Origin of the sequence: Azospirillum sp. (genome assembly GCF_035627195.1) — a bacterium.
GTDB lineage: Bacteria > Pseudomonadota > Alphaproteobacteria > Azospirillales > Azospirillaceae > Azospirillum.
On the sequence record NZ_DASPMG010000225.1, the window covers coordinates 1 to 12,231 of the forward strand.

Below are 12,231 nucleotides of genomic sequence, written 5' to 3' on the forward strand. Positions count from 1 at the left end.
CGGGATCGACGGCGCGCACGGCGGCCAGCAACTCCAGCCCGTCCATGCCCGGCATGCGCACGTCGCTGACCACGCAGCCGGGGAAGTCGCGGCTGACGTGCTTCAGCCCGCGCCCGGCACTCTCCACGGCCGTCACGTCGAAGCCGGCGAGTTCCAGCGCCTGGCCGCTGGCCATGCGGATTGGCCGCTCGTCGTCGATGAACAGGACGGCACCGGCGGAGGTCATGCGGGAGGCTCCGTGCGTTTCAGACGGACGGTGAACACCGCACCCCCGTCCGGGGCGTTGGCGGCGGCGATGCTGCCGCCGAAGTCCGTCACGATGCCATGGCTGATCGACAGGCCCAAGCCCAACCCTTCATCCGCCTCCTTCGTCGTGAAGAAGGGGGAGAACAGGTGCGGCAGGGCGTCGGGCCGCACGCCGTGGCCGGTGTCGCGTACGGTCAGCACGGCGTCGGCCCCCTCCGCCGCCAGATGGACGCCCAGCACCCGCACCGGCCCGCCGCGCATGGCGTCGGCGGCGTTGGAGAACAGGTTGACCAGCACCTGCTGGAGGCGCACGTCGTCCCCCTGCACCCACACCGGCTCCGGCGGAAGTTCCAGCGCCACCGAAACGGCGTCGCGGTGCAGCCGCGCTTCCAGCAGCGCCAGCGCCTCGCGCACCGCGCCGTTCACCGCGACGGCGCCCAGCGTGCCCGACGCGCGGCGGGCGAAGCCCTTCAGGTGGCGGGTGATGGTCGCCATGCGGTCGGTCAGCGCCGCGATCTCGGCAAGGTTCTCGCGCACCCGGTCGTTGTGGCCGCGCTCCAGCAGAACGGCGGCGTTGTCGGCGAAGGTGCGCAGGGCCGCCAGCGGCTGGTTGATCTCGTGCGCGATGCCGGCCGACATCTGGCCCAGTGCGGCCAGCTTGGCCGCCTGCACCAGCTCGTTCTCGGTGGCGCGCAGCTCGGCGGTGGCCTCGGCGACGCGGCGCTCCAACTCGTGCCGGGCCTGCTCCTGGAAGGCCAGGCGTTCGGCCAGCGCCGAGCGGCGCTGCGCCAGCAGCACGCCACTCAGCGCCAGCAGGCCGGCGAGAACGGCCGCCAGCACACCGGCCGTGGCGGCGCGGCCACCGACCGGATCCAGGCTGGTCAGGATGTGCAGCGTCCAGTCGCCCTCGCGCACCGCGGCGGATTGCAGGAGGTGCGGCCGGCGCGCCGCGCCGTCCTCCACCAGCACCTCGCCGTCCGGCAGCATGCGCCAGGGCAGCGGGTTGACGGCCTCCGGATCGGCGGGCTTGGCGCCGGGCAGGCTGCGGTAGCGCCACGCATCGACGTTGGTGATGAAGACCATGCCGTCGCGGTCGGTGACGGCGACCTTGTCGTGGGCGGCGCGCCAGCCCTGCTCCAGCGCCTCGAACCCCACCTTCAGGACGACGACGCCCAGTGTGCGGTTTTCCGCCACCACCCGGTGCGCCGTGTAATAACCGGGCTTCAGCGACGTGGTGCCGAGCGCGAAATTGTGCCCCTCGCCGCGCTCCACCGCGTCGCGGAAGTAGGGACGGAAGGCGAAGTTCTGGCCGACGAAGCTGTCCGGCTGGTCCCAGTTGCTGGCCGCCACCGTCACGCCTTCCTCGTCCATGACGTAGAGGGCGGAGGCCGGCAGCGCCTTCGCGATCTCCGCCAGCTTGCGGTTCATCCGCTCCACCGTGCGCGGGGCGGGGATCATCAGCAGATCCGCCACCTCCACGTCGCGGGCGAGCACGAAGGGCACCGCGCGGTGCTTCTCCAGTTCGGTGCGCAGGTTGGCGCCGTAGAGGGCGAGCTGCGCGCGCTCCTCGTCGCGCAGGGCGTCGCGCGTGCGCGCCTCGGTCCACGCCGCCGCCGCCCAGCCGGCCAGCGCCGCCGCCAGCAATCCCAGCAACAGGGCAAGGCGCACTGTCGCCGCGAAGGGCCGCCGTCCCGCCATGCCGCGCAGCGACCGCATCACCGTCTCGATCAAACCGCTGTCCTCCCTTTTCCGGGGCCACGGTTCTGCGCCCGGCCGGCGGCGGGGGGCAAGTTGGATTTTCGGGAAGGGTGCGGGGCGGAATCGCGGTTCCACGCCGGCCGGATAACGGAATGTCGCGCCGCACCATGCCGACGCTAATCTCCTTCCCGTTTTTGCTGCGGCGCAGCAAGAGTGCGTCGCCGTGTGCGGTTTTCCGCACATGGATAAAGGCGCCGGTGTGCGGGATTCCCGCCGCCGCTCTGCCTTAAGTCCGGCAGAATCAATGACTTGTTCGCTGGCACAGCGATTGCTCTCCGGGATACCCATCCGCCGGCCCCTTGGAGGCCGGGCCAGAACGACACCCGCGAGGAGACGGTCATGCACGCCGACGCGCGCAAGCACCCCAAGAAGCCGCTCTACACCAACCTGACCTTCCAGGTCCTCAGCGCCATCACCATCGGCATCCTGCTGGGCCACTTCCATCCTGCCATCGCCGTGGAGATGAAGCCGCTGGGCGACGTCTTCATCAAGATGATCAAGATGGTCATCGGCCCGATCGTCTTCCTGACGGTGGTCACCGGCATCTCTTCCATCGGCGACATGAAGAAGGTGGGCAAGGTCGGCGGCAAGGCGCTGTTGTATTTCGAGGTGGTGACGACCTTCGCGCTGGGCCTCGGCCTGCTGGTGGTCAACCTCGTGCAGCCGGGTGCCGGCATGAACATCGTGCCGGGCCAGCTGAAGGCCGACGCGGTGGCCAAGTACGCCACGGAGGCGAAGAACCACACCACGCTCGACTTCTTCATGAACATCGTGCCCGACAACGTCGTGGGCGCGTTCGTGAAGGGCGACATGCTGCAGATCCTGTTCTTCGCGGTGATCTTCGGCGTTGCGCTGGCCGCCATGGGCCAGAAGGGCAAGCTGGTCGAGGACGTCTTCGACAAGACGGCGCACGCGCTGTTCGGCGTGATCGGTATCCTGATGCGCGTGGCCCCGCTGGGCGCCTTCGGCGCCATGGCCTTCACCATCGGCAAGTACGGCGTCACCTCGCTCGTCTCGCTGGGGCAGCTGATGGCGGCCGTGTACATCACCATGGCGCTGTTCGTGTTCGGCGTGCTGGGCTCCATCGCCAAGGCCTACAATTTCAGCCTCTGGTCGTTCTTGAAGTACATCAAGCAGGAACTGCTCATCGTGCTCGGCACCTCCTCGTCGGAGTCCGTGCTGCCGCGCATGATGGAGAAGATGCAGAAGTTCGGCTGCTCCAAGCACGTGGTCGGCCTCGTCATCCCGACCGGCTACTCCTTCAACCTGGACGGCACCTCGATCTACCTGTCGATGGCGGCGATCTTCATCGCCCAGGCCTTCAACGTCGACCTTACGATCTGGCAGCAGATCACCATCCTGGGCCTGCTGATGGTCACGTCCAAGGGCGCGGCCGCGGTGACCGGCGGCGGCTTCGTGACGCTGGCCGCCACCCTGTCGGCCACCGGCACCCTGCCGGTCGAGGGGCTGGCGCTGCTGCTGGGCGTCGATCGCTTCATGTCGGAGGCGCGCGCCATCACCAACCTGATCGGCAACGGTGTCGCCACCATCGTCGTCGCCAAGATGGAAGGCGAGTTCGACGAGACAAAGGCGGTGGAGGAGTACCAGCACTTCTTCAAGGAACCGGCGCTGGCGCGGATCTGATCCGCAGGGAAGGGGCGGGGCCGGGAGGCTCCGCCCTTTTCCATTTTGCCGGCCGAGGCAAACGCCGTCATAGTGGCGTGACCTGTTCGGAGGGCCGATGCGTGTCGGAGTCGTCGAGCGGAACCAATGCAATGCGATGCAGCCGGCATGACTGCGACAAGCTCAGACGTTGGGTTTTCGCTGACGCTCAACCCAACCTACGACGCTTCGGTAGGTTGGGTTGAGCGTCAGCGAAAACCCAACGTCAACTCTGCGATCGGCGCGCAGAAATGCGTCGCGGCGGCTGTGCGCAGCGCGTGGAATACGCTATAAGCCATCGAATGGTTGATCGCAGGGAGCGCGATTAACCGAAAACAAGTTAATCATGCGGAGGGACGCGCATGTCCGAGGATTTCGACAAGCTCGCGCTGGACTACCACCGGCGGCCAAAGCCGGGGAAGCTGGCCATCGTCGCCACCAAGCCGATGGCCAACCAGCGTGACCTGGCGCTCGCCTATTCCCCCGGCGTGGCGGCGGCCAGCACGGCCATCGCCAACGACCCGGCGCAGGCGGCCGAACTCACGGCGCGCGCGAACCTCGTGGCGGTGGTCACCAACGGCACCGCCGTGCTCGGCCTCGGCAACATCGGCCCCCTCGCCGCCAAGCCGGTGATGGAGGGCAAGGCCGTCCTCTTCAAGAAGTTCGCCGGACTGGACTGCTTCGACATCGAGCTGAACGAGACGGACGTCGACGCGCTGGTCGACACCATCGTCCGCCTTGAGCCCACGTTCGGCGCCATCAACCTGGAGGACATCGCCGCCCCCGCCTGCTTCGAGGTGGAGCAGCGCTGCCGCGAGCGGATGAAGATCCCGGTCTTCCACGACGACCAGCACGGCACCGCTATCGTCGTGGGGGCCGCCGCGCTGAACGCGCTGAAGCTGGTCGGCAAGAAGCTGGACGAGATCAAGGTCGTGTCCACCGGCGGTGGCGCCGCCGGCATCGCCTGCCTGGACCTGCTGGTCAGCCTGGGCATCCGGCGCGAGAACGTCTGGCTCGTCGACCGCGTCGGCGTGGTCTACCAGGACCGCAACGAGGAGATGAACACCTACAAGGCGGCCTACGCCAAGGACACCACGGCGCGCACGCTGGACGAGGTGATCGACGGGGCCGACCTGTTCCTCGGCCTGTCGGGACCCAGGGTTCTGGCGCCGGACATGGTCAAGCGCATGGCCGACCGGCCGATCATCCTGGCGCTGGCCAACCCGGAGCCGGAGATCATGCCGGACCTGGCGCGCGAGGCCCGGCCCGACGCCATCATCGCCACCGGCCGGTCGGACTTCCCGAACCAGGTCAACAACGTGCTGTGCTTCCCGTTCATCTTCCGTGGCGCCCTGGACGTTGGCGCCACCACGGTGAACGAGGCCATGAAGCTGGCCGCCACGCACGCCGTCGCCAACCTCGCCCGCGCCGAGCCGTCGGACGTGGTGGCCGCCGCCTACACCAGCGAGGACCTGCGCTTCGGCCCCGCCTACATCCTGCCCAAGCCCTTCGACCCGCGCCTGATCATCGAGGTGTCGTCGGCGGTCGCCAAGGCGGCCATGGACAGCGGCGTGGCGACGCGCCCCATCCAGGACTTCCGCGCCTACAAGGACGAGCTGGGGCAGTACGTGTTCCGCTCCGGCCTCGTCATGCGGCCGATGATGCTGCGCGCCAAGCAGGCGCCCAAGCGCGTCGTCTACGCCGAGGGCGAGGACGAGCGCGTGCTGCGCGCCGCGCAGACCGCCGTGGACGAGGGCATCGCCCAGCCCGTGCTGATCGGCCGGCGCGAGGCGATCGAGCGCTCCATCGCCGAACTCGGCCTGCGCATCAAGCCGGGCCGGGACGTGGAGGTGATTGAGATCATCCGCGACCTGCGCTACCACAATTATGCCGAGGTCTACCGGCGCCTGATGGGCCGGCGCGGCGTGTCGCCGGCGCACGCGATCAACGTGGTGCGCACCCAGCCCACCGTGTTCGGCGCGCTGATGGTCAAGCGCGGGGAGGCGGACGCGCTGATCTGCGGCACGTCGGGCCGCTACGGCGACTACCTCAGCCACGTCATGGACGTGATCGGCCTGCGCAAGGGCGTGAAGGTCGCCAGCGCCATGAACCTGCTGATCCTGGAGAAGGGCACCTACTTCCTCAGCGACACCTACGTCAACTGCGAGCCCACCGCCGAACAGGTGGCGGAGATCGCCCGGCTGGCGGCGGAGGAGGTGCGGCGCTTCGGCATCGAGCCGAAGGTGGCGCTGCTCTCCCACTCCAACTTCGGCAGCGCCGACACGCCGACGGCGCGCAAGATGCGCACCGCCTGCCAGCTGCTGGCCGAGGAGTTCCCGGAGCTGGAGGCGGACGGAGAGATGCACGCCGACGCCGCCCTGTCGGAGGCGATCCGCAACCGCGTGCTGCCGGACTCGCGCCTGAAGGGTCAGGCCAACCTGCTGGTGATGCCCACCCTGGACGCCGCCAACATCGCCTTCAACATGCTGAAGGTGCTGGGCGACGCGCAGAACGTCGGGCCGATGCTGCTGGGTGCCGCGCGCCCCGCGCACATCGTCACGCCGTCGATCACCGTGCGCGGGCTGGTCAACATGACGGCCATCGCCGTGGTGGACGCCCAGCTCGCCGCCCCGGTCGCCGCCGCCCCCCGCCCGCCGGTGGTGGACGCCGCCGCGGAGGAATGATAGGCACGGCGGCATGACGCCGATGCCGCCGCCCCGCCTGATCGAAAGCCCGCAGAACCCGCAGTTCAAGCTGTGGGAATCGCTGCTGGAAAGCCGTGGGCTGAAGAAGCAGGGCCGGTTCCTGCTGGCCGGTTTGAAGACCGTGCCGGAGGCGCTGGCCCGCCACCCGGATCGCTTCACCACCCTGCTGGTCACCGACCCGGCGCAGGTCGCCGGCTGGACGCTGCCGCCGGGGGTGGAGCCGGTGCAGCTGGCACCCGCCCTTTTCCGTCGCCTGGACGTGTCGGGCACCGATTTCCCGCTGCTGGTCGGCACGGTGCCGGCGATGCCCATGGTGGACCTAGCCCGCCCGCCGGAAGGGCTGGAGCTGGTCTGCGCGCTGGGCGACCCCAGCAACCTGGGGGCACTCCTGCGCAGCGCCGCCGCCTTCGGCGCGCGGCGGGTGATCCTGCTGGAGGAAACGGCGCACCCCTACCATCCCAAATGCCTGCGCGCCGCCTCCAACGCGCAGTTCGAGCTGACGCTGCTGAAGGGGCCGCGCTGGCCGGCGCTGGCGCAGGCCGCCGGGCCGATGTTCGCGCTGGACGCCGGGGGCGAGGACCTGTCGGACCTCGACTGGCCGCGCGACCTGCGACTGATCCTGGGCGAGGAAGGGCAGGGCGTGCCGCCGGACCTGCCGGCGCGGCGACTGTCGATCCCGACGACGGGTGCCGTTGAATCGCTGAACGCCACCGTGGCGGCCAGCCTGGCGCTGTTCGCCCGTTTCGTAAAGGCGCGCTGAGTGAAGGCACGCTGAGCGTTCCTCGGGCTTCAACCCGGCGGCGAAGCGGGGTAGTATTACCTCCGTCGAAATGCCGCCGGGGTTGAGGCATGCAGCGGGTGGAGCCGTCCACCACTTCACCGTCCACCGATCCACCGGTACCGGACGAGAGCCTGCTCGTGTTGCACTGGCGCGACGCCGCCGGGCTGCCGCTCGACGCCGTGTCGGACGGCGTCGCGGCCCTCCTCGGCCGTCCGGCCGCGTCGCTGGCCGACGTCCTGCACCCTGACGACCGCGCGCGTTTCCTGGACGAGGTGGCGCAGGCCCGCGCCCGTGGCGCAGGTCGGGGCGCCGGCCGGGTGCGCCACGCCGACCACCGGGTGATCGGCCAGGACGGCCGGATCGCGTGGTGGCAGACGGTCACCGTCCTGCGGACCGGACCGGACGGGCGGGAGCGCTGCGTCAGCCACGCCTTCGACGTCACCGGCGCCGGTCCGCGCGCCGGGGAGGAGACGTTGCGCCTGCTTTCGCACGCGATGGCGCACAGCCCGCAGGCGGTGGTGATCACCGACGTGGCCGGGGTGGTCAAGTACGTCAACCGGCGCTTCACCGCCATGACCGGCGTTCCGGCGGCCGACGTGGGCGACCTGGATGCCTTCGTCCGGGGCTTCGGCGGGCCGGTGGCGGAGACGTTGCGCACCGTCTGGCAGGCGCTGTCGGCAGGCGAGCGCTGGCAGGGCGAGTTCGCCGCCACGAGGCCGGACGGCGGCGTCTACTGGGTGGCCATGAAGGCGTCGCCGATGCGCGACGCGGACGGGCGCGTCGTCAACCTCGCCGCCACCGCCGAGGACGTGACCGAACGCCGGCAGGCGGAGGAGCACATCCGCCGCGCCCAGAAGATGCAGGCGGTGGGCGTGCTGGCTGGCGGCATCGCGCACGACTTCAACAACATCCTCACGGTCATCCTCGGCTACAGCCATCTCGCGCTCGACGCCCTGCCGCCGGGCAGCGAGCCGCACGACGACGTGGCGCAGATCGCCACCGCCGCCAACCGGGCCAAGGGGCTGGTCCAGCAGCTCCTCACCTTCTCGCGCAAGGAGGCGGCGGGGCGCGAGCCGGTCGACCTGCGGGCGGTGGTGGAGGACGCGCTGCACCTCGTGCAACCCGCCATCCCCGCGGCGGTGCAGGTCCGCTTCGAAGCCGACGGGGGGCCGATGGTCGTTCTGGCCGCCGCCATGCAGATCCAGCAGACGGTCATCAACCTCTGCCGCAACGCGGTGGACGCAATAGGCGAGATGGCCGGCGCGATGGACGGCACCGTCACCGTGGCGCTGGCGCACGTCGCGGTCGAGCACGCCACGACGCTGGCGCGCGCCCAGCTGGCGCCGGGGCGCTATGTGCGCCTCAGCGTGGCGGACACCGGCTGCGGCATGGACGCGGCGACCCTGGAGCGCATTTTCGAACCCTTCTTCACCACCAAGCCGGTGGACAAGGGCACGGGCCTGGGGCTGGCGGCGGTGCACGGGATCGTCGCGGACCACGGCGGCGTCATCGACGTGGCCAGCGCGCCGGGGCAGGGGACGACGGTGGCGATCCTTCTGCCGGCCTTCGACGCCGGCACGCCGCACTGCCCGGCGGGGCGCAGCGGGCGCGGGCGGGTGCTGCTCGTGGATGCCGACCGGGCCATGTGCGCCCTGTCTGGGCGGCTGCTGCGCTCACAGGGGTTCCGCGTGCTCGCCACGGTGAACAGCCGGCGGGCGCTCGCCCTGTTCACGCTGGTGCCGGACCGGTTCGATCTGGTCGTCCTGGCCCAGCAGGACGCCGCCGAGGCGTGGAAGCTCTTGACGCTGGCCCGGGCCTTTGCGGCATCCTCGCCGGGCATCCCCATCCTGGTGTGCGCCGACGCCGACCTCGCGGTCGAGGGTGCCGCCGCGCGCGCCGCGGGGGTGACGCAGGTCATCCGGACGCCGATGGAGCCCGCCGGCTTCGTGGCGCTCGTCGACCGGCTGGTCGCCGAGCGGCGCGGTTCGAAAACGTGATCGTGAAGACGTGAGTGACGGAAGGAGCCCGCCATGGCGACCGTGCTGGTGATCGACGACGACGACATGGTCCGCACCATGCTGCTGCGCACGTTGACGCGCGGCGGCCACACGGCGGTGGGGGCGCGGGACGGGATCGAGGGCGTGGCGCGCTTCCGCGAAAGCCCGGCCGACCTCGTCATCACCGACATCTTCATGCCGAACCAGGAAGGGCTCGCCACCATCATGGAGTTGCGGCGCAGCTTCCCCGCCATCCGCATCATCGCCATCTCCGGCGGCGGCGCCCGCGCCTCCCTGGACGTGCTGCCGGTCGCCGAGGCGCTGGGGGCGCAGAAGACGCTGCGCAAGCCCTTCACCCCGGCGGAGGTGATGGACGCGGTGAAGGACGTGCTGGGGGAATAACGATCCCGTAGAAACGAAACCGCACCCGGTCGCGGTGCGACGGGTGCGGGGGTGTCAGGCGGTCGTGTCGCGGTGTGTCAGGCCGCGGCTCGCCCGTTCTGGTCACGGAGGTTGCGGCGGATCTGCGCCATGAGCTGTTGAAGGTGCTCGCGACTCACGCCATCACGCCTCATTACGGCCACGACGAGCGGGTCGTCGAGGAGTTCGGACAGGGTCGGGTCCTTCCTGTGCTCCATCGTCTCCTCCCCATGGTGAAATCCCAGAACGGCCGATACCTCGTTATCAGTATACGCCAGCAACGGAGTTTCGCAATTCTAGTGCAACGCGAAATTTTCCGTCATTAACGCTTTGGGTGGATAGCCATGCGGCGTAGGCCGCTTCGCCGAATGGATGGGTCAGGCGCGTTCACGGGTGATGGCGACGCCGGCCGAGGCCTCGCCGGCCGCACCGGCGGTCAGTTCGACCTCGACGCGGACCTTGCGCACCTTGGGGCGTTCCAGGCACAGCTCGGCGGCGCTCTCGGCGAGGTCTTCCGGGCCGGGGACGGCGGGGCCGGCGCACAGGCGGCGCAGATCCTCGACGATGTCCTCGTACGACATGACGGCGTGGATGCTGTCCGGGAAGCCCGGTCCGGGATGGGCGACGGTGAGGCGCACGTTGAAGCGGGCCGGACGCCGCGCCGCCTCGCCCCGGATGGCGACCGGCGCGGTGAAGTCGTTCAGGAAGATGGTGTAGGTCGGCGCAGTACCGGTGCTGTTGGCGGCGCGCCGCGGGAACGTGTCGTCGGCCAAGAAAGGATACTCCATGACGCCCGCGGCGGTGCCGCGCCGTCCCCCGCACTATAGCGGACGGCGGCGGCGGAACGCCACCGGCGGCGCGCTCAACCCAGCGTCAATCCAGAGTCGGGGCCAGCGTCGGGGGCCAGCGTCGGGGTCAGCGTCAGGGTGGTGGCGACCACCGTGTCGGCGCCGGGCACCGCGGCCAGCAGATCGGCGACGGTGCGCCCCAGCACCGGGTGCCGTGCATCCGCCGCCACGTCGGCCAGCGGGGCCAGCACGAAGGCGCGTTCGGCCATGCGCGGGTGCGGGATCTCCAGCGCCGGGGTGGTCACGACGGTGTCGCCGTACAGCAGGATGTCGACGTCCACCTCGCGCGGGCCGAAGCGCACGCCGCCCGTCTTGCGGCCCAGCTCCGCCTCGATCCGCTTGGCGTGCGCCAGAAGGGCTTCGGGCGCCAGATCGGTGTCGGCCCGCAACGCCATGTTCAGGAAGGCCGGCTGGTCGGTGACGTACATGGGCGCCGTCTCGTAGACGCGCGACAGCGCGGCGACGCGCACCTCCGGGGCCAGCCGCGCCACCGCGTCGCGCAGGTTCGCCAGCCGGTCGCCGAGGTTGGAGCCGAGCGCCAGATAGACGGTGGTCATGCGGTCCTCGCGCTGACAGGAACGGGGGTAGGGGGCTTTACCACGCCCGGCCGGTCCCCGAAACCGCCTTCTAAGGCCAGGGAACCTTAAACTGGGCGCCGGGTTCTTCCAGGGAATGTGACGGGAGGGATGCGATGCGGACCCTGGTCTTCCTGGCCCTGACCGGTGCTGCGCTGGCGGGGTGCGCCGACACGGAGCGGATCGAGGTGGCGCAGCGCGCGCAGGGCGCGCTGGTCGGCATGCCCAAGGGGGCGCTGCTGTCCTGCGCCGGCGTGCCCGAGCGGCAGGCGAGCGCCGACGGCGCCGAGTACTACACCTACGTGGCGCGGCCCAGCTACGCCTCGGCCGGCCCCACCACCAGCATCGGCGTGGCCGGCGGCAGCGGCGGCGGCGGGGTGGGCCTGGGCCTCGGCCTGGGCGTGCCGCTGTTCGGCGGCGGTGGCGGCGGGCGCGGCTGCGAGGCGACCTTCGTGCTGCGCGGCGGCGTGGTGCAGCAGGTGAACTACGGCCCCGGCGCCGACCTCGCCGCCTGCGCGCCCATCGTCAACACCTGCATGGCGCGCTGACGCCGTTCTCCGCGGCAGGGAATAAACGACTGCGCCGAATGTTCTATTTGCGGCCGGCCCCGCCAACGCTAGCTTGGCGCGGCGTCCGGCCGGCCCATCGGACAGGAGTGCGGTCATGGATCGGAAGGACGCCCGCCACAACCAGCGGATGGAAACTCCGCCCGAAGTGCCGCTGCCGCTCCCGGCGGTGCGTTCGGGACGGGGAGCGTACCTGCCCTGGGTCGCGCTCGTGGTGGCGGTGGTGCTTGTCGCGCTGCTCTTCGGAACGGGTTGAAATCCGTGGGAGAGTGGGGGGCGGCGTCGATCCTCAGGGGTTGGCGTTTTTCCGAATCTGTGTATGCTGCGCGCGACCCCGGCCGGCGCCTGCCGGCCCCGTTCAGAGCAGCGATATTCGCCGGCCGCGGCCGGCTTGCGAAGAAGGAAATAAGCTGATGAATAAGAACCTCTTCATGGGTGCGATCGTCCTCGGCCTCACCATGGGCGCCACCGGCGCGCAGGCTGCCGGCGATGCCGCGGCGGGCAAGGAAGTGTTCAAGGAGTGCATGGCCTGCCACACCGTCGAGCAGGGCAAGAACAAGGTCGGCCCGAGCCTGTTCGGCGTCGTCGGCCGCAAGGCCGGCTCGATCGACGGCTTCAAGTACTCCAAGCCGATGCAGGAGAAGGCCGCCGCCGGCCTGACCTGGACGCCGGA

13 protein-coding genes are annotated in these 12,231 nt (G+C 70.3%); 8 read left to right on the plus strand and 5 right to left on the minus strand.

The window, feature by feature from the left end; all coding sequences use genetic code 11:
• On the minus strand, positions 1–226 hold a 226-nt coding region (locus VED21_RS20645), incomplete at its 3' end, for a response regulator (protein WP_324885524.1).
• Complete coding sequence (locus tag VED21_RS20650) at positions 223–1,977, minus strand: sensor histidine kinase (protein ID WP_324885526.1); 1,755 nt, start codon at positions 1,975–1,977, stop codon at positions 223–225. The genes VED21_RS20650 and VED21_RS20645, both read right to left, overlap by 4 nt.
• Before the next feature lie 366 nt (positions 1,978–2,343).
• Between VED21_RS20650 and VED21_RS20655 the strand changes: the two genes are divergently transcribed.
• From VED21_RS20655 to VED21_RS20675, 5 genes are all read left to right on the plus strand, one after another.
• Positions 2,344–3,648 (plus strand): dicarboxylate/amino acid:cation symporter, encoded by a 1,305-nt coding sequence (locus VED21_RS20655; protein ID WP_324885528.1) that lies wholly within the window; start codon positions 2,344–2,346, stop codon positions 3,646–3,648.
• A 380-nt stretch (positions 3,649–4,028) separates the two neighbouring features.
• The gene (locus VED21_RS20660) at positions 4,029–6,350 is read left to right on the plus strand and encodes an NADP-dependent malic enzyme (RefSeq protein WP_324885530.1); all 2,322 of its coding nucleotides are present in this window, start codon (positions 4,029–4,031) and stop codon (positions 6,348–6,350) included.
• A gap of 13 nt (positions 6,351–6,363) precedes the next feature.
• Complete coding sequence (locus VED21_RS20665) at positions 6,364–7,131, plus strand: RNA methyltransferase (RefSeq protein WP_324885532.1); 768 nt, start codon at positions 6,364–6,366, stop codon at positions 7,129–7,131.
• An 89-nt stretch (positions 7,132–7,220) separates the two neighbouring features.
• Positions 7,221–9,149 (plus strand): ATP-binding protein, encoded by a 1,929-nt coding sequence (locus tag VED21_RS20670; RefSeq protein ID WP_324885534.1) that lies wholly within the window; start codon positions 7,221–7,223, stop codon positions 9,147–9,149.
• A gap of 33 nt (positions 9,150–9,182) precedes the next feature.
• Entirely contained in the window at positions 9,183–9,551 is a 369-nt protein-coding gene (locus VED21_RS20675) for a response regulator (RefSeq protein WP_324885536.1), read from the plus strand.
• A 77-nt stretch (positions 9,552–9,628) separates the two neighbouring features.
• Here VED21_RS20675 and VED21_RS20680 read toward each other — a convergent pair whose 3' ends face one another.
• The 3 genes from VED21_RS20680 to folK form a co-directional block, all read right to left on the minus strand.
• Positions 9,629–9,787 carry a hypothetical protein gene (locus tag VED21_RS20680; protein WP_324885538.1) on the minus strand — a complete coding sequence of 53 codons (159 nt, stop codon included), beginning with the start codon at positions 9,785–9,787 and terminating at the stop codon, positions 9,629–9,631.
• Between the two features lie 159 nt (positions 9,788–9,946).
• Positions 9,947–10,342, minus strand: a complete 396-nt coding sequence (locus VED21_RS20685; RefSeq protein WP_324885540.1) for a hypothetical protein — start codon at positions 10,340–10,342, stop codon at positions 9,947–9,949.
• A gap of 89 nt (positions 10,343–10,431) precedes the next feature.
• A complete protein-coding gene (gene folK / locus VED21_RS20690) occupies positions 10,432–10,974 on the minus strand; it encodes a 2-amino-4-hydroxy-6-hydroxymethyldihydropteridine diphosphokinase (RefSeq protein ID WP_324885542.1) in 543 nt (180 codons plus the stop codon).
• A 134-nt stretch (positions 10,975–11,108) separates the two neighbouring features.
• Between folK and VED21_RS20695 the strand changes: the two genes are divergently transcribed.
• The 3 genes from VED21_RS20695 to VED21_RS20705 all read left to right on the plus strand — a co-directional run.
• On the plus strand, positions 11,109–11,540 hold the full coding sequence (locus VED21_RS20695; RefSeq protein WP_324885544.1) for a hypothetical protein: 432 nt from the start codon (positions 11,109–11,111) through the stop codon (positions 11,538–11,540).
• Between the two features lie 115 nt (positions 11,541–11,655).
• Complete coding sequence (locus tag VED21_RS20700; RefSeq protein WP_324885546.1) at positions 11,656–11,814, plus strand: hypothetical protein; 159 nt, start codon at positions 11,656–11,658, stop codon at positions 11,812–11,814.
• A 157-nt stretch (positions 11,815–11,971) separates the two neighbouring features.
• The coding region (locus tag VED21_RS20705; protein WP_324885548.1) for a c-type cytochrome at positions 11,972–12,231 on the plus strand (260 nt) is incomplete at its 3' end.

Excerpts from the sequence above, each read along its gene's own strand:
- VED21_RS20655 (WP_324885528.1), top strand. The coding sequence starts at position 2,344 with ATGCACGCCGACGCGCGCAAGCACCCCAAGAAGCCGCTCTACACCAAC.
- VED21_RS20660 (WP_324885530.1), top strand. The coding sequence starts at position 4,029 with ATGTCCGAGGATTTCGACAAGCTCGCGCTGGACTACCACCGGCGGCCA.
- VED21_RS20665 (WP_324885532.1), top strand. The coding sequence starts at position 6,364 with ATGACGCCGATGCCGCCGCCCCGCCTGATCGAAAGCCCGCAGAACCCG.
- VED21_RS20670 (WP_324885534.1), top strand. The coding sequence starts at position 7,221 with ATGCAGCGGGTGGAGCCGTCCACCACTTCACCGTCCACCGATCCACCG.
- VED21_RS20675 (WP_324885536.1), top strand. The coding sequence starts at position 9,183 with ATGGCGACCGTGCTGGTGATCGACGACGACGACATGGTCCGCACCATG.
- VED21_RS20680 (WP_324885538.1), bottom strand. The coding sequence starts at position 9,787 with ATGGAGCACAGGAAGGACCCGACCCTGTCCGAACTCCTCGACGACCCG.
- folK (WP_324885542.1), bottom strand. The coding sequence starts at position 10,974 with ATGACCACCGTCTATCTGGCGCTCGGCTCCAACCTCGGCGACCGGCTG.
- VED21_RS20695 (WP_324885544.1), top strand. The coding sequence starts at position 11,109 with ATGCGGACCCTGGTCTTCCTGGCCCTGACCGGTGCTGCGCTGGCGGGG.
- VED21_RS20700 (WP_324885546.1), top strand. The coding sequence starts at position 11,656 with ATGGATCGGAAGGACGCCCGCCACAACCAGCGGATGGAAACTCCGCCC.